The sequence below is a fragment of the Acinetobacter lwoffii genome, assembly GCF_019048525.1.
GTDB lineage: Bacteria > Pseudomonadota > Gammaproteobacteria > Pseudomonadales > Moraxellaceae > Acinetobacter > Acinetobacter lwoffii_K.
In genome coordinates this window covers 1,168,788-1,195,452 of sequence record NZ_CP077369.1, presented here as the reverse complement: position 1 = coordinate 1,195,452, position 26,665 = coordinate 1,168,788, and the positions used below count along the sequence as shown (strand labels likewise).

At 44.9% G+C, this 26,665-nt stretch carries 24 protein-coding genes and 3 tRNA genes; 17 read left to right on the top strand and 10 right to left on the bottom strand.

The window, feature by feature from the left end:
* Positions 1 to 68 precede the first annotated feature (68 nt).
* The 5 genes from I6L24_RS05550 (at position 69) to I6L24_RS05530 (ending at position 6,087) form a co-directional block, all read left to right on the top strand.
* Positions 69 to 3,554 carry an Rne/Rng family ribonuclease gene (locus I6L24_RS05550; protein ID WP_216986516.1) on the top strand — a complete coding sequence of 1,162 codons (3,486 nt, stop codon included), beginning with the start codon at positions 69 to 71 and terminating at the stop codon, positions 3,552 to 3,554.
* 173 nt (positions 3,555 to 3,727) lie between these two features.
* Positions 3,728 to 5,569: a long-chain-acyl-CoA synthetase gene (locus tag I6L24_RS05545; RefSeq protein WP_216986515.1), complete on the top strand. Its 1,842-nt coding sequence runs from the start codon at positions 3,728 to 3,730 to the stop codon at positions 5,567 to 5,569.
* Between the two features lie 195 nt (positions 5,570 to 5,764).
* Positions 5,765 to 5,840 (top strand) — tRNA-Lys (locus tag I6L24_RS05540).
* A 20-nt stretch (positions 5,841 to 5,860) separates the two neighbouring features.
* Positions 5,861 to 5,936: transfer RNA gene (locus tag I6L24_RS05535), tRNA-Lys, on the top strand.
* Positions 5,937 to 6,011: 75 nt separating this feature from the next.
* Positions 6,012 to 6,087: transfer RNA gene (locus tag I6L24_RS05530), tRNA-Lys, on the top strand.
* Positions 6,088 to 6,269: 182 nt separating this feature from the next.
* Here I6L24_RS05530 and I6L24_RS05525 read toward each other — a convergent pair.
* A complete protein-coding gene (locus tag I6L24_RS05525; RefSeq protein ID WP_005102972.1) occupies positions 6,270 to 6,959 on the bottom strand; it encodes a hypothetical protein in 690 nt (229 codons plus the stop codon).
* Between the two features lie 244 nt (positions 6,960 to 7,203).
* Here I6L24_RS05525 and I6L24_RS05520 point away from each other — a divergent pair, with 244 nt between their 5' ends.
* The 3 genes from I6L24_RS05520 (at position 7,204) to I6L24_RS05510 (ending at position 9,993) form a co-directional block, all read left to right on the top strand.
* The gene (locus I6L24_RS05520) at positions 7,204 to 7,479 is read left to right on the top strand and encodes a PspC domain-containing protein (RefSeq protein WP_004278536.1); all 276 of its coding nucleotides are present in this window, start codon (positions 7,204 to 7,206) and stop codon (positions 7,477 to 7,479) included.
* A gap of 232 nt (positions 7,480 to 7,711) precedes the next feature.
* A complete protein-coding gene (locus I6L24_RS05515; protein WP_216986514.1) occupies positions 7,712 to 8,497 on the top strand; it encodes a sulfite exporter TauE/SafE family protein in 786 nt (261 codons plus the stop codon).
* Between the two features lie 83 nt (positions 8,498 to 8,580).
* Positions 8,581 to 9,993, top strand: a complete 1,413-nt coding sequence (locus I6L24_RS05510) for an SLC13 family permease (protein ID WP_216986513.1) — start codon at positions 8,581 to 8,583, stop codon at positions 9,991 to 9,993.
* 644 nt (positions 9,994 to 10,637) lie between these two features.
* Here the strand turns inward: I6L24_RS05510 and I6L24_RS05505 are convergent.
* Entirely contained in the window at positions 10,638 to 11,747 is a 1,110-nt protein-coding gene (locus tag I6L24_RS05505) for an HPP family protein (protein WP_216986512.1), read from the bottom strand.
* A gap of 115 nt (positions 11,748 to 11,862) precedes the next feature.
* The gene (locus I6L24_RS05500) at positions 11,863 to 12,669 is read right to left on the bottom strand and encodes a transglutaminase-like domain-containing protein (RefSeq protein ID WP_216986511.1); all 807 of its coding nucleotides are present in this window, start codon (positions 12,667 to 12,669) and stop codon (positions 11,863 to 11,865) included.
* A gap of 312 nt (positions 12,670 to 12,981) precedes the next feature.
* Between I6L24_RS05500 and glyQ the strand changes: the two genes are divergently transcribed.
* The 5 genes from glyQ (at position 12,982) to I6L24_RS05475 (ending at position 18,099) form a co-directional block, all read left to right on the top strand.
* Positions 12,982 to 13,965, top strand: a complete 984-nt coding sequence (glyQ, locus tag I6L24_RS05495; RefSeq protein WP_004278542.1) for a glycine--tRNA ligase subunit alpha — start codon at positions 12,982 to 12,984, stop codon at positions 13,963 to 13,965.
* Positions 13,965 to 16,034, top strand: coding sequence for a glycine--tRNA ligase subunit beta (gene glyS / locus I6L24_RS05490; RefSeq protein ID WP_216986510.1), 2,070 nt, complete (start codon positions 13,965 to 13,967; stop codon positions 16,032 to 16,034). The genes glyQ and glyS overlap by 1 nt, the downstream gene beginning before the upstream one ends.
* 170 nt (positions 16,035 to 16,204) lie before the next feature.
* On the top strand, positions 16,205 to 16,939 hold the full coding sequence (locus tag I6L24_RS05485) for an OST-HTH/LOTUS domain-containing protein (RefSeq protein WP_216986509.1): 735 nt from the start codon (positions 16,205 to 16,207) through the stop codon (positions 16,937 to 16,939).
* 67 nt (positions 16,940 to 17,006) lie between these two features.
* Positions 17,007 to 17,396: a hypothetical protein gene (locus I6L24_RS05480; protein WP_216986508.1), complete on the top strand. Its 390-nt coding sequence runs from the start codon at positions 17,007 to 17,009 to the stop codon at positions 17,394 to 17,396.
* 229 nt (positions 17,397 to 17,625) lie between these two features.
* Positions 17,626 to 18,099 carry a hypothetical protein gene (locus I6L24_RS05475; protein ID WP_004729377.1) on the top strand — a complete coding sequence of 158 codons (474 nt, stop codon included), beginning with the start codon at positions 17,626 to 17,628 and terminating at the stop codon, positions 18,097 to 18,099.
* A gap of 68 nt (positions 18,100 to 18,167) precedes the next feature.
* Here the strand turns inward: I6L24_RS05475 and I6L24_RS05470 are convergent, their stop codons facing one another.
* From I6L24_RS05470 to I6L24_RS05460, 3 genes are all read right to left on the bottom strand, one after another.
* Positions 18,168 to 19,121: a 2-hydroxyacid dehydrogenase gene (locus I6L24_RS05470; protein WP_216986507.1), complete on the bottom strand. Its 954-nt coding sequence runs from the start codon at positions 19,119 to 19,121 to the stop codon at positions 18,168 to 18,170.
* Positions 19,122 to 19,210: 89 nt separating this feature from the next.
* Positions 19,211 to 19,408 carry a hypothetical protein gene (locus I6L24_RS05465; protein WP_216986506.1) on the bottom strand — a complete coding sequence of 66 codons (198 nt, stop codon included), beginning with the start codon at positions 19,406 to 19,408 and terminating at the stop codon, positions 19,211 to 19,213.
* 127 nt (positions 19,409 to 19,535) lie between these two features.
* Positions 19,536 to 20,807 (bottom strand): hypothetical protein, encoded by a 1,272-nt coding sequence (locus I6L24_RS05460; protein ID WP_216986505.1) that lies wholly within the window; start codon positions 20,805 to 20,807, stop codon positions 19,536 to 19,538.
* Between the two features lie 113 nt (positions 20,808 to 20,920).
* Between I6L24_RS05460 and I6L24_RS05455 the strand changes: the two genes are divergently transcribed.
* The gene (locus I6L24_RS05455; protein ID WP_216986504.1) at positions 20,921 to 21,697 is read left to right on the top strand and encodes a class I SAM-dependent methyltransferase; all 777 of its coding nucleotides are present in this window, start codon (positions 20,921 to 20,923) and stop codon (positions 21,695 to 21,697) included.
* A 15-nt stretch (positions 21,698 to 21,712) separates the two neighbouring features.
* Positions 21,713 to 22,303 carry a hypothetical protein gene (locus I6L24_RS05450; protein WP_216986503.1) on the top strand — a complete coding sequence of 197 codons (591 nt, stop codon included), beginning with the start codon at positions 21,713 to 21,715 and terminating at the stop codon, positions 22,301 to 22,303.
* A 136-nt stretch (positions 22,304 to 22,439) separates the two neighbouring features.
* Here I6L24_RS05450 and I6L24_RS05445 read toward each other — a convergent pair whose 3' ends face one another.
* Both I6L24_RS05445 and I6L24_RS05440 read right to left on the bottom strand, forming a co-directional pair.
* Positions 22,440 to 23,639, bottom strand: a complete 1,200-nt coding sequence (locus I6L24_RS05445; RefSeq protein WP_216986502.1) for a TIGR03862 family flavoprotein — start codon at positions 23,637 to 23,639, stop codon at positions 22,440 to 22,442.
* Between the two features lie 4 nt (positions 23,640 to 23,643).
* Positions 23,644 to 24,288, bottom strand: coding sequence for a class I SAM-dependent methyltransferase (locus I6L24_RS05440; protein ID WP_171066332.1), 645 nt, complete (start codon positions 24,286 to 24,288; stop codon positions 23,644 to 23,646).
* A gap of 84 nt (positions 24,289 to 24,372) precedes the next feature.
* On the opposite strand from I6L24_RS05440, the gene I6L24_RS05435 reads away from it, so the two are divergent.
* Together I6L24_RS05435 and I6L24_RS05430 are read left to right on the top strand one after the other, a co-directional pair.
* Positions 24,373 to 24,546, top strand: coding sequence for a DNA gyrase inhibitor YacG (locus I6L24_RS05435; protein WP_004278554.1), 174 nt, complete (start codon positions 24,373 to 24,375; stop codon positions 24,544 to 24,546).
* A gap of 175 nt (positions 24,547 to 24,721) precedes the next feature.
* Positions 24,722 to 24,904: a hypothetical protein gene (locus I6L24_RS05430; RefSeq protein ID WP_004278555.1), complete on the top strand. Its 183-nt coding sequence runs from the start codon at positions 24,722 to 24,724 to the stop codon at positions 24,902 to 24,904.
* Positions 24,905 to 24,944: 40 nt separating this feature from the next.
* Here I6L24_RS05430 and I6L24_RS05425 read toward each other — a convergent pair whose 3' ends face one another.
* Complete coding sequence (locus I6L24_RS05425; protein WP_005102937.1) at positions 24,945 to 25,589, bottom strand: MBL fold metallo-hydrolase; 645 nt, start codon at positions 25,587 to 25,589, stop codon at positions 24,945 to 24,947.
* 22 nt (positions 25,590 to 25,611) lie between these two features.
* Complete coding sequence (gene hemH, locus I6L24_RS05420) at positions 25,612 to 26,625, bottom strand: ferrochelatase (protein WP_114542196.1); 1,014 nt, start codon at positions 26,623 to 26,625, stop codon at positions 25,612 to 25,614.
* Positions 26,626 to 26,665 lie beyond the last annotated feature (40 nt).

The following is a 26,665-nucleotide window of genomic DNA, read 5'->3' as shown; positions in this document are numbered from 1 at the left end:
CGTGATGTGTGATGTTCGCTACGTGTATAGCGATTTTTTGCTGTGTATCACTATAAGGTGTTACACCCATGAAACGTATGTTGATTAATGCAACACATGCCGAAGAAATTCGCGTTGCACTTGTCACTGGTCAGCGTCTTTACGATTTTGATTTAGAAAATCGTACCCGTGAACAAAAAAAATCCAATATCTACAAAGGTCACGTGACTCGCGTTGAACCTTCTTTAGAAGCTGTATTCGTTGAATACGGTGCAGGTCGCCAAGGCTTCCTGTCAATGCGTGAAATCGCAAATTCATATTACAAAGCCGACCCTCGCCAAACTTCAAATATCCGTGAACTGATCACTGAAGGCACCGAACTTCTGGTTCAGGTGGAAAAAGAAGAGCGTGGCAATAAAGGCGCTGCCTTGTCTACTTTTATCTCACTTGCTGGCCGTTACCTGGTCTTGATGCCAAACAACCCTAAAGGTGGTGGTATCAGCCGTCAGATTTCTGGTTCAGTGCGTGAAGAACTGAAAGAAATGCTGGCAACACTGAACGTGCCACGTGGTATGAGTGTGATTGTGCGTACTGCCGGGATCGGTCGTTCACAAGAAGAATTGCAACTCGACTTACAGCACTTGTTAGACCTTTGGGCACAAATCCAGAGCACTGCAAGTTCAGGTCCATCGCCAATGTTGGTACATCAGGAAGCGGGCGTAGTGACACGTGCCATTCGTGACTACCTGCGTGATGATGTTGCTGAAATCCTGATTGACTCAGAACAAGCTTATAACGAAGCTTATAACTTCGTAAAAGCGGTAATGCCACGTCAGTTAGAAAAACTGAAAACTTATACCTTAAATGAACCTTTATTCGCGCATTTCGCGATTGAAAGTCAAATTCAAACCGCTTATGAACGTGAAGTAAAATTACCTTCTGGCGGTTCGATCGTGATCGACCAAACTGAAGCTTTAGTGTCAATTGACATTAACTCAGCAAAATCGACTCGCGGTAGCGACGTTGAAGACACCGCGTTGAACACCAACATTGAAGCGGCAGAAGAAATCGCGCGTCAATTACGTTTACGCGATATCGGTGGCCTGGTGGTGATCGACTTTATCGACATGACCAAAGACCGCAACCAGCGTATGGTGGAAGCGAAGCTACGCGAAGCTACGCAAAGTGACCGTGCCCGTATTCAGTTCGGTCAATTGTCACGTTTTGGTTTGATGGAAATGAGCCGTCAACGTCTGCGTCCTTCTCTTGAAGAAGCGACTGGCTACGTTTGCCCACGCTGCCATGGTACCGGCATGGTTCGTGATCTTCGTTCTTTATCACTTTCGATTATGCGTAAAGTGGAAGAGATCGCGTTACGTGAACGTCATGGTGAAGTTCAAGTCGAAGTTCCAGTCGAAATTGCTGCCTTCTTATTGAATGAAAAACGTCACACCTTGGTCTATTTAGAACAGACTTCAAATGTACGTGTCACTGTGCTGCCGCATCCGCATCTGGAAACACCGCATTATGAAATCACTTATAATGCCGAAGGCTTTGCACCAACCAGCTATGAACGTACTGAAGCAACTCGTTCAAGTGAAAAAGAGTTGGGCTATGAGTCATCTGAATGGCATTTAGAAGAAGAACAACATACGCATGCTGCTGCACCAGCGCCTGCTCAACAGCAAAACAACGGCAGAAACAATAAACGCCGTAACCAGCAAAACCAAAATGCACAGCAAGTACCTGTTGCGCAACAAGCTCCTGCCCAAGCACAAGTTGCTGCTCCTGCATCTAGCCCATGTGCCTGGTTAGAAAACCTCTTTGTTCAAAAACAGGCTGCGACTGTTGATCAATCGCGTACTGCCAACAATGCAGCTGCAGCAATTGAGCAAATGATCAATGGCGGTGCGGTGAGCCGTGGTCAGTTCGGTCAATTGTCTACACCAGTGGCACAACCTGCTCCACAGCAAGTGTCTCAACCGGTTGCTCCGGCAAGCAGCAATGCTTACCTGGCACCATCGACTGTAGCGCAAAAACAGGAACGTGATGCTGAAAAACCGGCAGAGCGTGATGAAAGAGCGCCGCGTCATAACAACAAAAAACCACGCAATCCGAAGCACAAAGAACCGCGTGAGCAGGTTCAGTCTGAAGCTTCCGCGCCTCAGCAACATCAGGTGCATGAAGAAGTGGTTCAGGTATCTCGTCAAGAGCAACGTCATGAAGCACGTGAAAACAAGCGTAATTCTCGCCGTCAGCACCACAACGAGCCATCTCAGCAAAATGATGTTCAAAACAATGAACAACAGCCACAACAGGCAATTCCACGTCGTGACCGCCGTAACCAGCCACGTCAGGAACGTCCAAATCGCCACCGCGATCCAAGCGTGCTGAATGAGCAGGCTCAACAAGCAGCACCTGCAGTCGTTGAAGCTCCGACAGTCAACGACAAGCAGCTTCGTGTTGAATTGGTCGATGCACCCCGTCAAGACGTGATGCCAACAGCTATGGTCGTGAATATTGACCAGGCGAAAAGCGAAATCGTGGCATTGAATGACAATGCTGCAGTTGCAACGCCAGCGGTTGAAGTTACTGCACTGGCAGATGCGCCAGTTGAAGAAGCCGCGGCTGAAAATGTAGTGGAAGCTGCACTGACAGCCCCTGTTGAAGAAGTTGTGCCAACTGAAGAATCAAGTGCTGAAAAACCACGTGCCAGCAACGATCCGCGTCAGCGTCGCCGTCAGCAGCGTGAAGGCCAGCCTCAACAGGCCACAGTTCAGAAGTTGACTCCGTCACAAGTACCAACATTTGGTCAGTTCACCATTGGTAGCCTGATTCGCCATGTTTATGGTGAAGACTGCTCCGTACTGATTGAACAGTTTGGTTTATTGCCAACCTTCAACCGTGCTCTAGAGAAGTTCACAAAAGAGTACAACGCGAGTCTGGTGGCTGCAGCAACGCCTGCCGCAGAGAAAAAACCGGTCACCCGTGATGTTCAAGTGACCGTAGCCAAGGTTGAAGCAGAGCCTGCTCCAGTGCTGGACCTGACTCCACCAAAACCGGTGTCGGACAAACGTGTCGCAAACGATCCACGTGAGCGTCGCCGTCTGGCTAAACAGGCTGCAGAACAGGCCCTGCAACAAGCCAAGCAACAGGCTAAAGTAGAAGCAGCTCCGGCTCCGGCAGTTGAAACTGCGCCAGAAGCACCTGTAGCAGCAGAAGCGCAAGCAGAGTCAGCTGAAGCAGCAGCAACTGAAACTCCAGTAGCCACTGAAATCGCTATTGAAGAAACCGTAAATGCTCAGCCAGCTGAACAAGCGACTGAAACTACGGCACCAGTAGATACAGCTCCTGCAGAAGAGGCTCCAGTGACTGAAGCTCAACCTGAAGATGCTGCGCCAGTTGAAGCAAATGCTGAATCAGAAGCTCCTGTTACAGAAGCCCAGGATCAGGCCGAAGTAACAACAGAAGACACTGAAGCCAGCGAAGCTGAAAAAGCAGAGAAACAGGCTGCCCGTCCACGTCGTCCACGTGGTCGTCCACCGAAAAAAGCCAATACTGCAACTGAATCATAATTTGCTCAATTGCAGTCATCTAAAAAAACCTAGTCATTTCGGTGACTAGGTTTTTTTTGCTAGATTTAGTCAGAATAGGTTGATTGCACTAGTGTTTTAACGCTAAAAGATGGATAGCTCGTCTACTGTATATAAATTGAACGCATCGGATACGAAAAATAAATAGGATTCTCATGACCCAAATGAAACCACACGATCTGATTGGGATTGCAGATGTCGCTGCCAAAATCCCGGCTTTCTTGACCAAAGTGCCCAATTTGCTCACTGGTCTAAGACAGGCATATTTACGTACTCCGAACACACCGGCCGGCCTGGGTCTGGCTTTTGAAAAAGCCACCAAGCGTAACCCGGAAGGCATTGCCTTGCGTTTTGAAGAGCAAAGCTATAGCTATGCTGCTCTCAATGCCTGGGCCAACCAGATTGCCCATTTCTATCTATCCTTGGGTGCCAAGAAAGGTGATGTCGTTGCCGTGATGGTCGAGAACCGTCCTGAACTGATTGCCAGTGTAATTGGTCTGGCCAAACTGGGTGTGACGACCGCTTTAGTGAATACCTCTCAAGTCGGCAAGGTGCTGACGCACAGTATCAATCTGGTCAAACCGATTGCCCTGATTGTCGGCGAAGAGTGCCGTCATGCAGTTAACGAGATTCGTAATGACCTGAATATTAGCAGTGACCGCTTACACTGGTTTGCGGATCAAAATACTCAAGCCGATCCGGGTCAGGCGCCTGAAGGCTTTATCAACCTGGCTGAAAAAACCGATCTTGCTCCCAAATTCAATCCATCAACCACCCATTCGGTGCAGGGCAAAGACGGGCTGTTCTATATTTACACCTCGGGCACGACGGGCCTACCTAAAGCGGTGATCTTTACCAATGGCCGCTGGACGCTCGCTTATGGCACCTATGGGCATGTGCTAAACCTCAATCAAGATGATGTGATGTACTGTACCCTGCCGCTTTATCATGCCACAGGCATGGTGGTGTGCTGGTGCGGTGTCATTGCAGGTAGCAGCACCCTGGCGATTCGGCGTAAATTTTCGACCTCCTCTTTCTGGAAGGATGTACAAAAATTTGATGCCTCTGCGATTGGTTATGTCGGTGAGCTGTGCCGCTATCTGATGGATGCTCCCTCATCTGAACTGGAAAAAGGCCACCGCGTGACCAAGATGATTGGAAATGGGATGCGCCCAAATATCTGGGATAAATTTAAATTCCGTTTTGGCATTCAGGAAGTGCTGGAACTATATGCCTCCAGTGAAGGCAATGTCGGTTTTAGCAATATTTTCAATTTTGACAATACCGTCGGTTTCTCACCCACACCGTATGCCATTATTGCCTTTGATAAAGATAAAAATGAGCCGGTACGAGACCTTAAAGGCCGTTGTAAACGGGTGAAAAAGGGCGAGACTGGTTTACTGATTGGTAAAATCACCCGTCGTTCACCTTTTGATGGCTATACCGACCTCGAAAAAAACAAGTCAGTCATCATGCAGAATGTATTTACCAAAGGTGATGCTTACTTCAATACCGGGGATCTGATGCGTAATATCGGCTTCCGTCATGCGCAGTTTGTCGATCGTCTGGGTGATACTTTCCGCTGGAAAGGGGAAAATGTTTCTACAACTGAAGTGGAAAACATGCTGACCGAGTATGACAAAATCGTTGAAGCGGTGGTGTATGGCGTAGAAATTCCCAATACCAATGGTCGTGCCGGTATGGCCGCGATTACCCTGCAACCCGATGTAAAATTGGATGATGCAGATTTAGCAGCCATGGCCGCTTGCTTTAAAAAATGCTTACCAGCTTATGCAGTACCAGTATTTTTACGCGTACAACAGCAAGTTGAAACCACAGGCACCTTTAAATATCAGAAAAATAAATTGAAAGAGCAAGCATTTGATCCGAGTAAAACCGATGAACGCCTGCTGGTGTTATTGCCAGGTGCAACGGCATATTTCGAGCTCACCGCAGAGATTTTTGCCAATATTCAGGCCTATCAATATCGCTTCTAAGTACTGAAGTTGCCTATTTTTTGTTTAGATAAAGCATAATTGTTGTATTTATAATCAAACATGGGCAACTTTGTTATTTTTTGCTTGCGCTGAAATGAGATCTTGCTACAATACGCTCCATCAAACAAAGTGGTGCTTTAAGCTATTTAGCTTGACTTGCACTGCACATTCAAACCTGGTTTGAATGATGGTTCAGGGTCGTTAGCTCAGCTGGTAGAGCAGCGGACTTTTAATCCGTTGGTCCCGCGTTCGAATCGCGGACGACCCACCACTTATTTGATATTCCTTGATGGGTCGTTAGCTCAGCTGGTAGAGCAGCGGACTTTTAATCCGTTGGTCCCGCGTTCGAATCGCGGACGACCCACCATCTTCCGAAAGGATCACGTAAAAGTACACCACACTCTTGCGTCATAAAAATGGTCATTATCATTTTTATTCCTCAGGGTCGTTAGCTCAGCTGGTAGAGCAGCGGACTTTTAATCCGTTGGTCCCGCGTTCGAATCGCGGACGACCCACCATTCTTCCCTTAGAATGTTTCTCTGATTTCCCTCATGATATTTTAATTAAATTGCGATGTTTTGGTCGTGTATTTCTGCGCCTAGATTTTATGCTCACGCGTCCCCACCACTCGCCTTTATTGTCTAATCTAAATCGTATTTGAATTAAGCTTTCGACCAGATCAGCCGATTTTTATCGGGCATTATTTTTGAATATGAAAGGATGTGTCTTTGACCAGTTCATAGGCTTTTGAAGGTGCCGGATAGCCGCGATCAAATAGTTCCCGGTTGGTTCTTTCCTTTTCACTATAGATTTTTTCCAGATTCATGACCAAGTGATTTGAATCTTTAATCTTATAGTAAAAGCTCGCCCCTTCTTTGAGATTCACCACCACATCGGTACGTTCCGGATTGATAAACCAGCGGTCTTTACGGTAGGTGATATTGTGAGCCGTGCTGTTTTTGGTATTATCAATAAATACTTTGCCATACTGTAAAATGCTGCGATGCACCGTACCGTCCGGTAGTAAAGTCAAAATAAATTCTGCCTTGCCTTCAGTACAAGGCGCAAAGCGGCCATCACAGTCGATTTCAGTATGATAGCGGCCTATAAACGCCTTGGCATCCTCTGGTACAGTTGCCGGGTTTAAATCAGCTTCTGCCGGAAGAGTCGCCTGCCCTGCGACCTGAGTTAAGGATTTGGCACTGACGGTCACTACATCGGCCTTTGTATTGGCAGCGGAAATTTTAACGCCCTCTTCTGAGGTCGCCTGACTTTCCTGTTCAGGTTTGACTTGCTGCTGATCACAAGCCTGCAAAATCACCATACTCCCCAACACCAGGCTACATTTAAAAAAACTGCTTAATGTACAACGTGATACATCCAATTTCATTTTTAATAAACCTAAATAGGAAAAATGGCGAGCAAAAAGCACACAGCAAAGCTGCTGAACTTTACACAAGAGTTCAATAGAATTTTCACTATGTTAGTAGCTCTTAGATCTGGTTTTAATCTTTATTAACATTACTTAACGATTTTATTTTTAATCAGCACTTTAAAAAGCTTAAGCAAACTCCATTTCTTTAAGTATGGATCTAGTTTTAGGATTCACACCTATTTTTAATCAGGAGATTTTAATGGCCAATGTTGGTTTATATCGCTCTAACCGCTCAAACATGATTGCAGGTGTGATGGGTGGTATTGCTGAACGTTTTGGTTGGAACGCGAATTTATTACGTCTGATTTTTGTGGTGATTTCAATCATGAGTGCCGCATTCCCGGGTATTTTGGTTTATTTGGTGCTGTGGTTAATCATGCCGAAAAAACAGTACAGAATTGATCATGACAGCGTTCATCAACCTCAGGGCTATCAAAATCCTGTGCGTACAGTAAATCAAGATAAACGCTATTAAGTTGTACAGTCATTTTTAACAAGAGTTCTTAAACCAGTTTCATCGCAGAGCTTCCTCTTTCACCCCGGTTAAATGGGATGAAATTTTGATGCCACAGTAATTTCCCCAAGTTATCGTGGCTTTTTTTGCCTATACTTTTTTGTGATTTATTTGCTGTATTATAGCTTTTCACTTTCTTTCTCAGTTGAATTCACGATAAGTTCAATATTCTAATTTTTGAAATGGATTTCACATGACTCAGGCAGAATGGATGATGCTGTGGCTCTGTGCCGTAGCAGCCCTGCTGTATGGTTTAAGCGGCTTTGGCTTTCCCATGATGAGTACGGCTGTTCTGTCCAGCGCATATCCGCTTAGCATCGCGGTTACCCTTGTCATTCTGCCCTGTTTGCTGCTGAATCTGATCATGCTGAATGCCGATCCTGCACATAGTCTGTTGAATAGTATGGGCTATTATATAAAACGCTATTGGCCATTAATGCTTAGTAGCCTGATCGGCAGTGTACTCGGGGTCAAGCTGCTACTTTGGCTCAATGAGGCTTATTTAAAATTGTTATTGGGTCTGGTAATTGTATTTTATGTCTTGGACCAGTTACGGGCACGCCCCTTACAAGTTAGTCCGCATATTTCCAGCATGCTCTGTTTTGGTTTACTGGCCGGCATTATTGGAGGTGCGACCAATGCTATGGCACCTTTTCTAATGATGTATTTGATGAGTTGCCAGCTGTCTAAAACAGATATTGTCATTATCAGTAATCTCAATTTCATTGCCGGTAAACTGATCCAGCTGATTTTACTATTTCCAATTCTGATCACACTGGAAACCCATCAACAGCATATTTTGATCGGGATCAGCTTATTCGCCCTTGCTGGTGTCTGGATTGGAGGCAAAATACGCCATCGTTTATCTCAGCAGCACTTCAAATGGATTGTCCTGGCTTTACTTCTCGGTTTGGGCCTGTCTGCCCTCTGGCAAAGTGCTGGATTATTGCAACAATCTGGTTATAGTATCTTTAAATAGGGTATTTTTTAAACAAAGCAAAATTACAAATTCAAAGCTGATATAAAAAAATGACGTAAATAAAAACCTTGCAAGGAGAGCATATGACTCAGACCAACCTAGCTACCCCGACCAATGCTATGCCCAAAGGACTGCTGAAAGGCTGGATCCTTATTTTTGTCGCAGCCATTGTAGCCTATGGCTTATATCTTTACCTGCCCTATGACCAGAATGCCAATAAAGGACTGGCCCTTTTAGCCTTTATCGGTATTTTATGGCTGACTGAAGCCATTCATATCACGATTACAGCGTTACTCGTCCCCGTGATGGCGGTATTGCTGGCCATGCCAATGGCCTCTGGTGAAGAACTGGTTCCGATTACCACGCAAGCCGCTTTGGCCACTTTTGCCGATCCTGTCATTTTCCTGTTTTTTGGTGGTTTTGCGCTGGCAACGGCGTTGCATATCCAAAAACTGGACCGGAAAATTGCCATGTGGATCATTTCCCTGTCCAGAGGGCATCTGGGTATTTCTGTACTGGCGATTTTTGTGGTGACGGCGCTGCTGTCCATGTGGATTTCCAATACGGCGACTGCTGCCATGATGCTGCCTTTGGCCCTAGGCTTGCTTTCACATCTGGATGTCAGCAAGGATCGTAAAACTTTTGTCTTTATCCTGCTCGGCATTGCCTATTCGGCCAGTATTGGCGGACTGGGCACCATGGTCGGTTCACCTCCGAATGCTATTGCCGCCAAGGCACTCGGCTATGATTTTGCCGACTGGATGAAAATCGGCTTGCCGATGATGTTCATTATTCTTCCCGCCATGCTAGTCAGTTTATATCTAGTACTACGTCCAAAACTAAATCACAAAGTACAATTTGTGACCGAAGATATTCCCTGGACCGGCACCCGTATAGCCACCATGATCCTCTTTCTCTGTACTGCAATTGCCTGGATTTTCAGTAAAAAATTCACCGAATTTTTTGGTGTTTCACAACCGGATACCTGGATTGCAATCTCGGCTGCCTGTATGGTGGTGATTCTGGGTACCGCAAGCTGGAAACAGATTGCAGAAAATACCGACTGGGGGGTCTTGTACCTATTTGGTGGTGGTCTGACTTTGAGTGCCATTCTGAAGGATTCAGGCAGTTCGCTGGTACTGGGTCAAACTCTGGCCAATGCCTTTGGTGATGCCTCCCCGCTGATGATTATTTTTGTAGTCGCTACTTTTATTATCTTCCTGACTGAATTTACCAGTAATACCGCTTCGGCTGCCCTGCTGGTACCAGTATTTGCCGCAATTGCGGATCAGATGGGCATGCCCAAAGAAATTCTGGTCATCGTCATTGGTATTGGTGCCTCATGTGCCTTTATGCTGCCGGTAGCTACCCCGCCCAATGCGATTGTTTTTGGAACCGGTCATATCCAGCAAAGCGAAATGATGAAAGTTGGTTTTGTACTGAATATCATGTGTATCTTTATTATTTCCCTGTTTATTTACTGGTTCTTTATTTAATCATTACAGCTTTTAAGCATCACACCATCGACAAAGCACACTCCGGTGTGCTTTGTCGTATTAATCGCCTATATGTTGAATCTTTCTCTCATCGAAAAATAATATGCATTTAACAATGATAAAGATAAAGTCCCTATATTAAAAACATCAAAAAGTGGCAAACAGATATTGGACAGGATATTTCACTTAATCTCTCAACCGATCCAGAATTCTCCCTGGAAAATGACGCTTAACCTCGCGCTTACCCCTTTCTTTGATCATCGCTGTAATTTTATTCCCTTATGCGCTATTTCATGAAGCCAACTATGGGGTTTTCTCCATTTTCAGAAGCCTGTTTTCAGCGCTTTTTATTAGCTTTTTTGTCTGCCTGACTTACTGGATGATGGTCTTCCCTTTCCTATTGGTGACTCACCTGCTGCTACGCCATTATCAGCTGTTTAATATCCTCACGATTTTACTAAGCTGCATACTGGGAACCCTGATTCTGGCCTACATCTCGCATCCTCCAAGCGAAGCTTTGAGTACTCATTTTTTGTTTCTGCTGTATTTTTCCCTGACGATGGCACTGTTTTACAGTTTTCTCAGCTGGCAAGCCGACCAGACCTGATCAGGCATGGTCGCTTATATTCCATTTTAATCCGGTTTTAAGCTTTCATTTTAAAATGATTCAGTTCCTGATTCAGTGCGGCAATCATGTCTGCCCGACTGATAATTCCCACCAATTTCTGCTCACTCACCACCGGAATATAGTTGAACGAACGTTCGACAAAATATGGCACCAGATCCTGAATGGGCTGTAAAGGCTGTACCGTGATCACCTTACGGGTCATGATATGTTTGACCTGATGTTCCCAGCTACTGCGAACATCAGCCGCGCGCTTGAACCATTCCACCACCTGATACATTGCCAGCGTACCGACCAGTTGTTCATCGGCATTAACAACGGGCAGGCTCATCAGGTTCATTTGCTTGAACTTGTCCAGTGCATGCTGAATGTCATCATTTTCATGCAGCGTTGCCACATCCTTCGTCATAATATCCTGGCAGCTAAATTCATGCACTGCACGCGCATTGGCGCGGTTTTGTGCCTCCAGAATAATTTTTTGCAGGTCATATTCACTGATGTCCAGCAGCTCGGTGCGCTGGTCCAGCACTTCCTGAATATCCTGCGGTTGAATGGTGACTTTCTGGGTCGGCGTCGGATCCTTGGAGCGGGTATTTAGTTGGGCTTGCTGCGGATAATCCTTGCCAATCATCCGGTTAAAGACAATGGCAATTACCATCAGTAAAATTGAATTGAGTAGTACCGGATAAAATACAAAGGCATAACCGAGTTCATGCACCGGCTGGCCGCCCAGCACTGCGGTAATGGCCACGGCGCCACTCGGTGGATGCAGGGAATCTGTGGTCATCATCAGAACGATCGCCAAGGCCACAGCTATACTAAAGGCTTCGGTCGGATTAACTATGAATATAGCGCAACTCACGCCAATCACCGCAGCAATCGTATTCCCGACCAGAATATTCCAGGGCTGTGCCAGAGGACTGGCCGGCACAGCAAACAGCAATACCGAAGATGCACCCATCGGGGCAATATACCAGGCTTCAAAATCCCCCAGAATCCATAAACTCAACAAGGATGAGACGACCAAACCCAATAGTGCTCCAGCTCCGCAGAGCAAACGGTCTTTGAGTGGAAGGACTTTGAAATTCGGTTTTAAGGTATTGAGCCAGTCGAGATGGGAGTGAAACACAATGCGCCTGATCTTATTGTTTATAGATTTCGGGCATTATAGAACCAAGCCCGATGAAAGGCATCTGTGTTTTACATCTTTTCACCATTCGCGAATACATGCTTTTTAAAACAACCTAATGGCTCATTTCAGGTTGAATCAAAGGCTGGATTTTTAACAGTTCGACCTGACCATAATAAGTTGAAAATGCCACATCTCCGGCATCGACTCCAGTGCCGATCCGAATAAGATTTTCGACCGGAGCTAGACGGGTCGGATCAAACTGCACCCACCCTCCATCCAAATAAGCTTCAAAAATGGCATGAAAATCGGGTAAAAACTTTTCAATTTCCACATAACCGACCACCATGCGTGCCGGAATTCCTAAGGCACGGCACAGCGCAATGCCTAAATGGGCAAAGTCACGGCATACGCCTGCACGATGCACTAGTACATCTGTGGCAGTGGTAAACTGGTCGGAACTGCCAGACACATAAAAAATATTGTTATAAATCCACTGTTCAATCGCCTTGACACGCGTATAGCCTGGTGTCATCCAGCCAAATGAGCGTTTCGCCATTTCCAGCAATAAATCCGAATTGCAATAACGGCTGGCCAGCAAATAAGGTAATACTTCATCGGGCAGCTCAGGAATGGCTACTTCTTTCAGACCTTGCTGAAGCTCCAGAGAGAGGCCCGGTTGACGAACCACTGTCGCCGTATAATTCAGCTCAAAAGCGTCACAGGGTTCGACCTGTAGTCGAACATGACGATTTTGATGCTGAGCATCCTGAAATTCATGCCATGCCACCGGCAGACTAAAGCTGAGTTGTTCTTCAAGAATCTTCTGATCGGAATAATGTGCCGCCTGAAGCATAAAAATAAATTCTGTCGGTTGCACGACCTTATATTTTAAATGGCATTGAATTTGATAAGTGGTCATGAAGTTCCTTATTTTTAAGCATTATTATATTGCGTGAATATTAAACTAATTTTAGAGCGGCAATCGTATGAGATCCGTTGAACTTTATGACTCTCCGGTTAACAGCACGCCATACATCTGATTTATTCCTGATTTTCAGATCAGCCTGTATCGTCCAGTACAGCTAAAATCGCAGTAAGCCTCTAAATGCCGCGTATCCTTTAAGCCTGTTTTATTTTTTTCAGAAAAGTATCCCTACATTAACCCTTTGCCACTCCCCTGCAAAGTCCTTATAATTGAGCACAATTTTTCTCTAATTTTAAGTGGATGACCATGAGTCGCGCCATATCGCATATTGATACCTTCCAAGGCTTAATTCTTGCCTTACAAACTTACTGGGCGGAGCAAGGCTGCGTCATTTTGCAACCTTATGATATGGAAATGGGTGCAGGGACATTCCACACTGCGACTTTCCTTCGTGCACTGGGTCCTGAAACCTGGAATGCCGCTTATGTCCAACCATCACGCCGTCCGAAAGATGGTCGTTATGGTGAAAACCCGAACCGTTTGCAACATTATTACCAATTTCAGGTGGTGCTTAAGCCAAACCCAGACAATATCCAGCAGCTTTACCTCGACTCATTAAAAGCGATCGGTATTGATCCTTTAGTTCACGATATTCGTTTCGTAGAAGACAACTGGGAATCTCCAACACTGGGTGCTTGGGGCTTAGGTTGGGAAGTTTGGTTAAACGGTATGGAAGTGACTCAGTTCACCTACTTCCAGCAAGTCGGTGGTGTTGAATGCTACCCAGTGACTGGTGAAATCACTTACGGTCTTGAACGTCTTGCCATGTATTTGCAGGGTGTAGATTCAGTTTATGATCTGGTTTGGACCAAAGGTCAGTTCGGTACGGTAACGTATGGCGATGTGTTCCATCAAAATGAAGTGGAACAATCGACCTATAACTTTGAATATGCCAACGTTGAAAAAATGTTTGAATTGTTCGATTTCTACGAAGCTGAAGCAACGCGTTTGATCGAAGCGAAACTTCCACTTCCTGCATATGAGCAAGTCGTGAAAGCATCACACAGCTTCAACTTATTGGATGCGCGTGGCGCGATTTCTGTGACTGAACGTCAACGTTACATTTTACGTGTACGTACCTTGGCACGTTCTATTGCGACAAGTTATGTAGCAGCACGTGCGGAACTTGGTTTCCCAATGGCTGAACCCGCATTACGTGATGAAGTGTTGGCACAATTAAAAGCGCAAGTTGAAGCAGAAGCGAAAGAAGCAAACAAGGAGAGCAAATAATGTCTAAACATACCGTTTTGTTCGAATTGGGTTGTGAAGAACTTCCACCAAAAAGCCTGAAAAAATTACGTGATGCCTTACATGCAGAAACAGTAAAAGGCTTAAAAGATGCTGGTCTTGTTTTTGATTCAATCGAAGCCTATGCAGCACCTCGTCGTCTTGCACTTAAAATTGTCAATGTTGATGCTGCACAAGCAGACACACAAAAACGTTTTGACGGCCCTGCCAAACAGGCAGCCTTTGATGCTGAAGGCAACCCGACGAAAGCACTTGAAGGCTTTATGCGTGGTCAAGGCATCACGGTTGATCAAGTATCAACTTTCCAAGCAGGTAAAGTTGAAAAAGTATGCTATTTAAAAGATGTCAAAGGTCAAAGCCTTGACGTTTTATTGCCACAAATTTTACAAAATGCATTGGATAATCTTCCAATCGCAAAACGTATGCGTTCTGCGGCAAGCCGTACTGAATTCGTACGTCCTGTGAAATGGGTTGTGTTGTTGAAAGACAACGATGTGGTTGATGCAACAATTCAAGACCACAAAGCAGGTAACGTGACTTATGGCCACCGTTTCCATGCACCTGAAGCAATCACTTTAGCGCATGCAGACGAATACTTAGCGAAGTTAAAAGCGGCTTACGTTGTAGCGTCTTTTGAAGAGCGTCAAGCCATCATCGATCAACAAGTCAAAGCACTTGCTGATGAAGTGAATGCCATTGCAATTGTCCCTGCGGATCTTCGTGACGAAGTGACTGCACTCGTTGAATGGCCTGTTGCGCTTCGTGCAAGCTTCGAAGAACGCTTCCTTGCTGTTCCTCAAGAAGCATTGATCACCACGATGCAGGACAACCAGAAGTACTTCTGCTTAGTGAACGCTGACAATAAACTTCAACCTTACTTCATTACTGTGTCAAACATCGAGTCGAAAGACCCGACACAAATTATTGAAGGTAACGAGAAAGTGGTTCGTCCACGTTTGTCAGATGCTGAATTCTTCTTCTTACAAGATCAAAAGCAACCGCTTGCATCTCGTAAAGAGAAACTTGCAAACATGGTATTCCAAGCTGAATTGGGTACGCTTTGGAACAAGTCTGAACGTATTGCGAAATTGGCTGTAGCACTTGCGCCTATTACAGGTGCAAAAGCGGAAGATGCTGAAAAAGCGGCGCTTCTTGCAAAATGTGACTTAACTTCTGAGCTTGTGGGTGAATTCCCTGAACTTCAAGGTATTGCAGGTACTTACTACGCACGTCTTGAAGGTGAAAATGCGGAAGTGGCTGAGTCTTTAGGTGAGCAATATCTACCTAAATTCGCGGGTGACGTTTTACCGAAAACCAAAACTGGTACAACCATTGCTCTTGCGGATCGTTTAGATACGCTCACAGGTATTTTCGGTATTGGTCAAGCGCCTACAGGTTCTAAAGACCCATTTGCACTACGTCGTTCTGCAATTGGTATTTTGCGTCTTGTGACTGAAAACGAGCTTGATGTTTCAATTGAAGATTTGATCAAACTTGCACTTGCTGCTTATGGCGATGTATTGAAAGATCACGACAAGACTTTGGCAGATGCTGTTGCATTCCTTGAAGGTCGTTACCGTGCGAAATACGAAGACCAAGGCGTTGCGGTTGATGTGATTCAAGCTGTTCAAGCGCTTTCACCAAAATCTCCGCTTGATTTTGACAAGCGTGTAAATGCAGTCAACCACTTCCGTGCCTTGCCTGAAGCGGCTGCGCTTGCTGCTGCCAACAAGCGTGTTGCGAATATTCTTGCAAAAGAAGCAACACCTGAAGGTGCTGTGGTTGAAGCGAATCTGGTTGAAGATGCTGAGAAAGCATTGTTCGCTGAACTTGCGAAAATCACGCCTGTGGTTGAGCCGTTATTTGCTGCTAAAGACTATACTGCTGCGTTGTCTGCACTTGCTGCACTTCGTGCGCCAGTGGATGCGTTCTTTGACGGCGTCATGGTGATGGCTGATGATGCTGACCTGAAAGCAAACCGTTTACGAATGCTTGCTCAGCTTCGTGATTTGTTTACCAAAGTGGCTGATATTTCGGTGCTTCAGCACTAATCCATAACTTCTTGTAAGTTAAAGAAAACCCCGCTATAAATTAGTGGGGTTTTTTTAATATATTTAGAATGCAAAATATCGACGAAATTAGAGAAAGAATTTATTCCTTACTTGGAAAACACCTTATTCGTTTTCAAACAATAGAGATGGGACTAAAAAGCCTCGTGAAGATGAATAGAACTATTATTTCTAAACCCAATAATCTACCACTGATTATAGAACCATCTGTACAAAATCAAACATTAGGTGGTTTAACTACAAAAGCTTTAAACTCATTGTTTCTCGTGAATCCCTCAGAGGAAGATACGATCATTCCTGAACCTGAAGATGCTCTTCGTCTAGATATGAAAGTATCTTTTAATTTATGTGAACACAGTCATCATAAGCTAAACAGCCACCTACAAGAATTTGTTAAAGATCGAAATTTCATAACACATCACTTTCAAGAAAAATATAATTTATCCAATCTCGATGAATCCAAAGCAGCTGTTGATTTTTTATTAACTTTGGAGAAAAAGCATAAGCCTTTTTTAGATCAATTTGATCAATATTGTTTGACGGCTCAAAAAAGCTTAGAGACTCAAATTAATTTTTTAAAATCCAATCTGTTTAAAACACGTTTCCTCTTCCCTGCAGATGAAATTTATAAAGAAATTGAAAGCTTAATCATTAATAATAAAAAAAATGATGGTTGGATTTCACTGACAACCGTAGGCATATCGATTAATAAAAAATTTCCTGATGCTAATCAAAAAATCAAAATGGAATACGGATTTAAAAATCTTAATGATTTAATTATTAATACAGGGCTATTCTTACTTAAAATCGAACCTACACTTAAAGGTGAAAGAATACTAATTCAGGTAAACAATGGTGAAGCGATATTTGAATTAATTGAAAACTAGTTTTTATAGCCATTTTTCATTCAAATCCCTATACTCACCCTAACAACACTCAACAAGAAAGAATCATATGAAATTTAAAGCTCTTATTTTGACGGGTCTTGCGAGTATCGCAGTTACAGCTTGTACATCTGCACCAAAAATCCCACAGCTTCAGGTTGGCGTCTTGCAAGAAGTCCAAAACCTCGAAGTGGTTCCAGCCACAACCAACAACAAGGCCAAACTGACCAAATTCCTCGATAAATGCGTGATTGAATTCACCGGTGATATTGGCAATAATCGTGCCATTGAACAATGGTCATTTAAAGGCATGACTCTAATCGATGCCGGCTCAGCGACTTTCCAGCGCGACGGTACTAGCACTGCACAAAAATTTGACCTGCACGATGCAGGCGTACAAAAGAACTTTGTCAGCTTACGCGAACATTTCGCCAAAGATGCCCTGACACAATGTGACTAAAAAAATCGCCTTGTTTCTAGTCTAAGAACAGGGCTTTTATTTTGCTAAAAATCAATTCGACACTTGGGCTAATTTCTACTGCCCTTTCTTTAAAAATTACAATATTTCGGCACAGATCAACCTGAAAGCTCTGCACTCTTCACAGGATATTCATTGTTTTTGACCCATTATCCGTTACACTGAAAAACAAACTCAGACCGCACTTAGACGAATTCGAGGTCGATCCATAATGAATATCAAAACCCCAATTATTTTAACGACAGCTTTAATGCTTTCTGTTCCAGCATTCGCACAAACCACGACTCAGTCTGCTAAACCGGTTAAGCCTTATGGTGAAAATCCGAACCTGCTGCATGTCTTTGCTTATAAAGCACAGGAAGGCGTGATTAATACTGCTGAGAAAGTCGGTGAAGCAACGGAAAAAGGCATTGCCAAAATCAAGCCGGGGGTAGACCGGGCCTGGAGCAATACCAAATCTGCAACCTCTGATACACTGCAAAAAGTAGATCAGGGTGCAACTCAGGCAGCCCAACAAACCGGTCAGAAAATCCAGCAGACCAAAGAAGTCTGGCGTGGAAATTCACAACAGGCACCTATCGTGCAGCAGCCTTTAAGCCAGTCGAGTGCGACGCAAAACCCAAATACACCACAGACTCAACCCCAGTCAGGATCAGCTACCAGTTATGCGGTAACCGATTTATAAAAAAAGCCCGTGATGGGCTTTTTTAATTTTTAGAAAATAAAACTATTACCTTGTATCGACGCGATCTATCAATTGACCTGTCGAATCGGCTGACCCTGTTTAAATGCTGCTACATTTTCGACCATTTGATCCACAATCCGTTGTCTTGCATCGACACTGCCCCAGGCATTATGCGGTGTCACAATCAGGTTGGGAATCGTAGAGTCGAGCAGCACATTGCCCTGTTTCGGTGGTTCTACCGTTAGAACATCTGTCGCTGCACCGGCAATCTTGCCTGCACGCAGAGCCTCAGCCAATGCCGCTTCATCGACAATTCCGCCACGCGCACAGTTAATTAAAAATGCGCTGCTTTTCATTGCATCCAGCTCAGTATGACTGATTAAATGGTGGGTATCTTCAGTGAGTGGACAATGCAAAGTTAAAAAATCGACTTGAGGAAGTAGCTCGGCAAATGGCGCACGAGATGCATCCGCCGGACGATTTGGCAGCGCGGCAATAAGCACTTTCATGCCAAAGGCTTCGGCCAGTTTCGCCACCGCATGGCCCAGTTCGCCATAACCCACAATGCCCAATGTTTTTCCGGCCAGCTCGACAATTGGCGCATCCAGCAAACAGAACTGACTGGCTTTTTGCCATTCGCCTTGTTCTAATGCACGTTGATAAGACAGGAATGAAGTCGCCAGATTGAGCATCAACATGATGGTATGCTGCGCGACTGCCGAAGTGCCATAAGCCTGACAGTTACACACGACGATCCCTTGCGCTTTGGCCGCCTCAAGGTCGACATTATTGGTGCCGGTTGCAGAGATTAAAATGAGTTTGAGTTGAGGGCATTGCTGAATCGTAGCTGCATCGATCATCACCTTATTCGTAATGATGACATCGAAACCAGCTACACGGGATGCAATCTCGGCAGCCGAGGTCGCCGGATACAAAACTAGTGAATCAAATACTGCATGCAGTGCCTGAAAGTCCAAATCCTGCTGGTCTAAAGAAGCATAGTCTAAATAAACGGCTTTCATGGCTGTTCCCTCAATCCTGTTTGACAATTTATGTCTGTCATTTAAAACAAGTCATTGAGGCTTTTCAACCTGTTTCCAGCCTGATGCAATTAATCCAGCGGTTTATCCATATGATTACGTAGTGACTTGCGGATTCGATACACCACATACACGGACAGAATAATCATAAAGATGATGGACGCACTGACCATGATCACTGCAGGATGCACAGTTTCTGCATGCGCCAGATTGGGCAGAACCAAACCGAAGATAAAACATACTTGCATCATCCAAGTCGCTTGCATCATAGAGATCCCCTTCTTCGTTTCAACCATCGGGAATGATATATTTGGTTTATTATTTATACCGCTTATCTCTATATTATGCCAAGCTCATAACAAGTCAAGTAATTGTTTTTTTTATAAAAATTTTTAGTTAATTTATCTCACTGTGCGTCACAAACTGCGTATTTTTGTCACTATCGTCTATAAAAGCAGCAGCACCATACTCATTAGTACTCAGATTCAGCTGCTTATAGCTAAACATATAAAAATCACTATAGCGCTTCATTAAAATCGGGTGCATGCCCAGACTGAGCTCATCCTGTTCCTTGATCAGTTTCATGATATGCCGGTCATTCATCACCACCAGATAACGTTCATCATTCAGGTTAATGCTCAATAAACCATTACCTTTGGCATAAATCGGAATCAGGAATTTATGGTTCAGGGCAATTGCACCTTCGGCATAACTTTCGATTTTATGGCTGATGACATTAAATACCAAACCATGTCCATACTGGTCCAATAACAGCTGACGATTTTCCTGCGGCAAATTCACATGAATGCCGAGCTTGAGCAGGTCATGCTGATCAACCTGTTTATTGCGTAACAGTTCCCGCAAAATCACCTGTTTCTGGCTGGCATCAAAAAACTGGTTATCCAGTTGCAGATCGTTATTTTTCAGAATGTGTCCCAAAGCCATGCGGTGTCGTGGCAAGACATTTTCAATCACCTTGCGATAATAGAACTTGCTGTTTTTCTTGACCCGGCGCATTTTCTGGTAGAAATAGCTTGGCTCATATTCATGTACCAAAAAGTCATAGAGCAATTCGGAACTGGCCAGAACTGCGATCGCATCATGTCCAGTAAAAGGCAAATGCAGCACATGATGATGCGGAATCAGTGCCTCTAATTTCAGATAATGGGCACGATCTTCGGCACAGTAAGGATCATAGACAATAATATATTCGCAGGCGTTGTCGATATCTTCGGCTACAACCCGCATATTTGCATTCAGCTCTGGCTGATAGAACATGTTATAGCGGGCATCATGCACATCTTCAGGATCAATTGAATATTGTGGCACCATCGCCACCACCCGTTGCACACCCAAGGCACGGGAATATTTAATCGCGGCATAGCCGCCCATCGAGCCGCCATAAGCAATACGCTGCTGAAAAGGCGCAATCAGTTCAGCGATGGCTTGCAACATGTTCCACATGGAACCTTGCGGAAACCAGGATTTATGCTTGGGCATAATGCCAAGTACATTAAACTCGAATTTCGCCAGTGACTTTTCTGCATTGATGTTGAGGCCCTTGGCACGGGTAATCAAATCGCCAAATGAAAAAATCAGTTCTGAAGAAGATCCCGGCATAAAAATCGCGCGTATATGTTCATCTTCAAAAACAATCTGCTTGTCCATAACTTTCCCGTGCTGGTAAATCGAACCCTTCCACAACAATTCAGTCAATGAACGCTGTCAAAAAAGTGAATATGCTATTTTATATCGATCAAAAAGATTAAAAAGCGCAAAATATGACACAATCATTACATCCTGCAGCAAAACGGGGTTTTAGTGCGTCGGCTGAGCTCTATCAGCAAGTGCGTCCCGACTATCCGGCAGAAATCAGCCAATGGCTGAGTGAAACGCTGGCTTTGCCTGTAGATGCGCATCTTCTGGATTTGGGCAGCGGCACCGGCAAGTTTATCCCCTATTTACGCCCGCTCAGTAAGCACATTATCGCAATTGATCCTGTCCCGGAAATGCTGGCTCAATTAAAACAGGCGCATCCGGACATTCATGCAATTGAAGGCGTTAGCCATCAACTTCCCCTGCCTGATCATAGCCTGAATGCGGTATTTTGTGCACAGTCATTTCACTGGTTTGCCGATTCTGCTACCTTACAAGAATTAGATCGGGTACTCAAACCGCAGGGTTATCTGGTGTTAATTTGGAATCAGCGCGATACTCGGATCGACTGGGTTCAGGCCTTGGCCGATTGTATTGCCCCCTTGGAAGGCGATACGCCGCGCTATCATAGCGGCACCTGGCGCGAGGTCTTTGCACAGCAAACGCTATTTCAGCCCTATGCAGAAACCACAATGACCCAGCAACAGCATGGCAGTGTCGAGCAGGTGGTATCCAAGCGGCTGCTCTCGACTAGTTTTATTGCAGCCATGCCTGAACAGCAGCAGGCACAGTTAAAACAACAATTTGAACAGATCATCCAGCAATATACAGCCAAAAGCGCAGAGGAAATGATCGATTTTCCTTATGTCACCCATATCTATGTGTTCAAGAAAAGTAATTAAAAACAGGAGGCGATCATGCATAAAATACCAGGAATGACACGAACGCTGTTGTTCGCTGCGGCCATGCTGTTGATGGCATGTGACCAGAAAACGACCGAAACTCCGACTGAAGCGACAACAGATAATACGGCTTCAGATCAAGTCATGCAGGAACTGAAAACCGAGCCACTGAAAGACTTCCCTAAAACTGCCGATGATCCACATGATATTGCTGCATTGACGGATTATGAACAGCGCTTTCAGGAAATGAGCAGCGACCTGGAAAAAGAATTAAACAGCATGCGCGATGATGAAAATATGACAGAAGAATTTGTCCAGCAACGTCAGCGTGATCATGTCCAGTCAGCATTGAATATGTTGAAGGCTTTAGAACTGAAAACCGAACAGGGCCGTTATATTCAGGGCTTAATGTATCAATACTGGGAACATCAGGACAAATTACTCAATACTCCCAAGACTCAAGCTACACCCGTGAATGAAGCCAGTGAGAATGTCAAAGGTCTAGGGAAATATCTACACGCCCAAGAACAACTGGAACGCTGGCGTTCGCAGTATCCAGATCTCGCCAAGAAAGAACCCGCTTCCCGGCAAGTGAAGGAACCGTAAAGCATTTTAAGTTTGCACACAGCTTAGATTAAATACGAAAGTCATTACCTGAGCTGAACCGGCAGCTTTAAAACAACGTAGATGAGCAAGGCCTATTCTGCTGAGCCTGAATCTCAGTATAAGCGCCAGAAATAACTTAATCTGCTGTCAGAAACTGATGCACACCTTCACCTGCCGCGCGACCAGTGGCGAAGCAAGCGGTCAGCAGATAGCCACCCGTCGGTGCATCCCAGTCCAGCATTTCTCCACACAGAAATACATGTGGGTTAGATTTCAATTGTAGCTGTTCTGACAACACTTCACGCTTAACACCACCTGCACAGCTGATGGCCTCTTCAATCGGACGGAAACCTGTGAGTGGAATGGTTAAATGCTTCATCTGCTTGGCTAATGCAGCAGCGTCTTGCCATATCGCTTTGGCCACTAGTTCTCGTACCAGTGCCGCCTTGGCACCATCCAATCCAGCTTTACGCCAGAGATTAGTTAAAGACTGCTTCTTGCTTGGCTGTAATTTTTGCGTAAGCTGTTCAGTGCTTTGATTTGGGAATAAGTCCAGATGCAGCTGCATCGGCTGTCCTTGTTTTAGTTGCTCGCGTAAGCCACGACCCTGCTTATAGATCAGGCCGCTTTCCAGACCATAATGACTAATCACGATATCGCCGATGGTCTTTTCACCTTGACCAACCCATGCCTCAACCCGCTTTAGAGGTTGACCAAAGACCGGTTGCATAAACCGAGACCACGGATATTCCACCCCGGCATTACTGGCTTGAAATGGCTCAATTTCGTCCGGCTTTAACCAAGCTTGCCATGCCCCATCGCTGCCCAACGCTGACCAAGACACTGCACCACAAGCCAGAATAATGGCATCAAAATATTCAGTGCGATGTTCATTATTTTTCAGATCATGCAGCTCAAGCTGTTGCTGCTGCAACTGGCTGACTTTATGCCGGTAATGAAACTGAACGCCATCACTGGCTAAACGTTTGAGCCAGGCACGCAGTAAGGGCGCGGCTTTCATTTCAGTCGGGAATACCCGGCCGGATGAACCGATATAAGGTTCAATACCGAGCTGTTTCATCCAGTCTTGAATCCAGAGCGCATCCCAGCGTTTGATCCAGGGAGACAACCACTCCACCTGATCATAACGTTGTACAAACTGTGGCACAGGCTCGGCATGGGAAATATTCAGACCGGTTTTGCCTGCCATCAGGAATTTACGCGCAGCAGACGGTTTTTGCTCATAGACATGCAGCTCATAACCAAACTGACTGAGCACTTCTGCCGCCATTAAGCCTGCGGGGCCTGCGCCCACAATAGCAATGCGTTTGCTCATCTGCTTATTCCGCGACGGTGGCATTCTGCCCTTGTAAAGGCTGGAAATCATCAAAGCGCGTTACATAACTTTCAGGCTTGCTGATGATCAGTTGCTGGCATAATTCGCCACGTTCCAGATATTTAATTTCAAAATGGGTACGCGCCGAATCTGCAGCAATCACTTCTTTGACAGAAGGCAGCTTCCAGAGCTCTCGCACCTGTGTTTCTGCTTCTTCGATATAAGTAGGAATATTACTGGCCAGCGTAATCGTTCCACCGATTTTCAGGCGGGAAAGCAGGAACTCAAAAAATGGCATATTGACCCAGCGCTGTGTCGGATTATGCGGTTCAGGATTTGGATATAAAATAAAGAATTGTTCTACCTGCTGCGGATACAGTGCATGCACGATCCACGGTAAAGCATCGGCATGAACGGTTTGTAAATTAGTTTGACCCTCAACCGCATGCTGTTTTTGCATCGCCAGAAATTTTTCACGGGTACGTTCAATTGCAATCAGTTGAGTGTCGGGATTATTCTTGCTGAATAACAAGGCATGTTTACCTTTACCCGCTCCCACTTCGACGCAGACCGGTTCAGGACTAATGCTTTGAAAATCACGGGGCGCATGCATACGCTGTGCTTGAAATTGACGAATCGGCATAATCAGATCAAACTAATAAAAACCGTATAAGTCTAACAAGTGCGGCTATATTTGCCTAATCGAACCTTTATTTTTCTTTGGAGTCGTCCCATGCCTACCACTTTAAACTGTCCGCGCTGTGGCAAGCTGACCACATGGGAAGATAATGAATTCCGTCCTTTTTGTTCAGAACGTTGCAAGATGATTGATCTAGGGGCTTGGGCCAATGAAGAATATAGCCTGCCTACTCAGGATGCACCACAAGCCGATAATAGCGAAGAATAAAATGTCTTCCTTGTCGAAAATTCTGTCTGAAAGCAGAATCTTGTCGAAATTAAGTAAATAAATCATATGAATTTTATAAAATTACTTAGATAAAGCAACACGAATTAACATCTTTCATAAAGCCTTAGTATTATTGTTCTACCCTAAATTTTCACATTATTTTTAGAGCAATAATATGGGTTATATTATTTTAAGAGTCATATTAATTGGGGTTGGTCTACTCGCACTTCTTTCGTTGGGAGTCGGCATTTTCCAACAAGATAGTTTATTTATTGTATTGGGTGTGCTTTTTGCTTTTGCCGCTTGGCTCATACACATGCAAACGCGACAACTTCGCAATAATCCCTTTTCAGAATAAAGATAAAAGACCAAACTATGTTGGTCTTTTATTTACGCTTTTAACCCGCTTTACCTGCAACAAACGGATTATGCTGCTTTTCAAAACCAATGGTGCTGATCGGCCCATGTCCTGAAATGAATTGAGTTTCATCTGGCAGGCTGAAACATTCACGCTGAATTGAATCTAAGAGCTGTTGATGATTGCCACGCGGGAAATCAGTCCGGCCAATTGAGCCTTTGAACAAGACATCACCTGTCCATAACAAGTCATAATTTTTGTTATAGAACATCACGTGACCCGGCGTATGGCCTGGAGCAAAACGCACTTCGAACTCCTCATTGCCGAGTTTGAGCACTTCACCACCTTCCAGCCACTGGGTCACTTCAACTTTTTCCGGAATCGGAAAACCATAACGTGCCGAAACTTCTTGAATCATATCAAGCCAGAATGCATCTTCCTTATGTGGTCCGATTACTGGTATATCCCAAGCCTTTTTTAACGCGCCCACAGCACCCGCATGATCCAGATGGCCATGGGTCAGCCATAAGGCTTTAACCGTTAAACCCAGCGCGTCAACTTCAGCTTTCAGTTTTTCAGGTTCGCCCCCTGCATCAATCAAAATGGCTTCTTTAGTGTCCGCATCCCAAACGATGGAACAGTTTTGCTGAAATGCAGTAACTGGAACAATTTTGACTTGTAACATGGGGTGAAAAACCTCGGGCAAGTTAATGGGCAAGTGTCTGTGTCAATGCATCCAGATTAGCCTGTAGCAGACTGTTGAGCAATCGCAAATGATCTTCACGGCTATTTAATGCCGGAATATAACTATAGCTTTCTCCGCCTAGTGCTTTAAAAGTCTCGGCATTTTCGATTGCCAGCTCTTCAAGCGTTTCCAGACAGTCCGCAGAAAATGCAGGACTCATCACCTGAATGGATTTCACCCCCTGCTTCGCCCAATCTTCAAGTAAAACATCGGTATAGGGCTTGATCCACTCCTGTTTACCAAACCGCGACTGGAAGCTGATCGCGTATTGATCTTCATTTAAACCTAGTACTTCCGCCACCAATTTACCCGTGATGCGACAACGGTCGGCATAAGGATCGCCTTTATCGGCATATGGCTGTGGAATGCCGTGGAAAGACATCAACAATTTCTCTGGTTGACCATGAATTGCCTGATAATCACGTACACTTTGAGCCAGCGACTGGATAAATAAAGGATGTTGATAATAATCCCGGATCACTGTCAAACCGGGTAAATTGCGCTGTTTCACCACCCATTTCGCCACTGCATCGTATAGAGGTGCGGTCGAAGTGGCAGAATATTGTGGAAACAAGGGAAATAGAATCATGTGTTCCTGTGGCTGCGCTGAGACCTGTGCCAAGACATCCTGAATATTCGGATTGCCGTAGGTCATTGCAGGTACCACATTCAGTTCAAACTGCGGATAAAGCTGGGTGAGATGCGTCTTGACTGCTGCGACCTGCTCAAACAGAATTTCACGCATCGGCGAATCCTGTCCCCATACTTGCGCATAGGCCTGTGATACCCGCTTTGGACGGAAAGGCAAAATGAATAAGCGCAGAATGATTTGCCAGATCGGTTTGGGAATTTCAATCACACGCTGATCAGATAAAAACTGCTTGAGGAAACGGCGTACCGCTGGAATCGTAGGCTCATCTGGTGTGCCCAAGTTTGCCAATATAATCGTCACTTTCGCTTTAGCAGGAGAATACATTCAGTTCGTCCGTCAGGATATCAACCCCTGTACTTTAACA

What these genes read in the sequence shown, in the direction of transcription:
- I6L24_RS05460 (WP_216986505.1), bottom strand. Translation starts at nt 20,807, where the DNA reads ATGGACAAGCAGATTGTTTTTGAAGATGAACATATACGCGCGATTTTT.
- glyQ (WP_004278542.1), top strand. Translation starts at nt 12,982, where the DNA reads ATGAGTCGCGCCATATCGCATATTGATACCTTCCAAGGCTTAATTCTT.
- I6L24_RS05545 (WP_216986515.1), top strand. Translation starts at nt 3,728, where the DNA reads ATGACCCAAATGAAACCACACGATCTGATTGGGATTGCAGATGTCGCT.
- I6L24_RS05430 (WP_004278555.1), top strand. Translation starts at nt 24,722, where the DNA reads ATGGGTTATATTATTTTAAGAGTCATATTAATTGGGGTTGGTCTACTC.
- I6L24_RS05450 (WP_216986503.1), top strand. Translation starts at nt 21,713, where the DNA reads ATGCATAAAATACCAGGAATGACACGAACGCTGTTGTTCGCTGCGGCC.
- I6L24_RS05520 (WP_004278536.1), top strand. Translation starts at nt 7,204, where the DNA reads ATGGCCAATGTTGGTTTATATCGCTCTAACCGCTCAAACATGATTGCA.
- glyS (WP_216986510.1), top strand. Translation starts at nt 13,965, where the DNA reads ATGTCTAAACATACCGTTTTGTTCGAATTGGGTTGTGAAGAACTTCCA.
- I6L24_RS05525 (WP_005102972.1), bottom strand. Translation starts at nt 6,959, where the DNA reads ATGAAATTGGATGTATCACGTTGTACATTAAGCAGTTTTTTTAAATGT.
- I6L24_RS05500 (WP_216986511.1), bottom strand. Translation starts at nt 12,669, where the DNA reads ATGACCACTTATCAAATTCAATGCCATTTAAAATATAAGGTCGTGCAA.
- I6L24_RS05470 (WP_216986507.1), bottom strand. Translation starts at nt 19,121, where the DNA reads ATGAAAGCCGTTTATTTAGACTATGCTTCTTTAGACCAGCAGGATTTG.
- I6L24_RS05475 (WP_004729377.1), top strand. Translation starts at nt 17,626, where the DNA reads ATGAATATCAAAACCCCAATTATTTTAACGACAGCTTTAATGCTTTCT.
- I6L24_RS05480 (WP_216986508.1), top strand. Translation starts at nt 17,007, where the DNA reads ATGAAATTTAAAGCTCTTATTTTGACGGGTCTTGCGAGTATCGCAGTT.
- I6L24_RS05455 (WP_216986504.1), top strand. Translation starts at nt 20,921, where the DNA reads ATGACACAATCATTACATCCTGCAGCAAAACGGGGTTTTAGTGCGTCG.
- I6L24_RS05465 (WP_216986506.1), bottom strand. Translation starts at nt 19,408, where the DNA reads ATGATGCAAGCGACTTGGATGATGCAAGTATGTTTTATCTTCGGTTTG.
- I6L24_RS05550 (WP_216986516.1), top strand. Translation starts at nt 69, where the DNA reads ATGAAACGTATGTTGATTAATGCAACACATGCCGAAGAAATTCGCGTT.
- I6L24_RS05485 (WP_216986509.1), top strand. Translation starts at nt 16,205, where the DNA reads ATGAATAGAACTATTATTTCTAAACCCAATAATCTACCACTGATTATA.
- I6L24_RS05435 (WP_004278554.1), top strand. Translation starts at nt 24,373, where the DNA reads ATGCCTACCACTTTAAACTGTCCGCGCTGTGGCAAGCTGACCACATGG.
- I6L24_RS05515 (WP_216986514.1), top strand. Translation starts at nt 7,712, where the DNA reads ATGACTCAGGCAGAATGGATGATGCTGTGGCTCTGTGCCGTAGCAGCC.
- I6L24_RS05425 (WP_005102937.1), bottom strand. Translation starts at nt 25,589, where the DNA reads ATGTTACAAGTCAAAATTGTTCCAGTTACTGCATTTCAGCAAAACTGT.
- I6L24_RS05445 (WP_216986502.1), bottom strand. Translation starts at nt 23,639, where the DNA reads ATGAGCAAACGCATTGCTATTGTGGGCGCAGGCCCCGCAGGCTTAATG.
- hemH (WP_114542196.1), bottom strand. Translation starts at nt 26,625, where the DNA reads ATGTATTCTCCTGCTAAAGCGAAAGTGACGATTATATTGGCAAACTTG.
- I6L24_RS05510 (WP_216986513.1), top strand. Translation starts at nt 8,581, where the DNA reads ATGACTCAGACCAACCTAGCTACCCCGACCAATGCTATGCCCAAAGGA.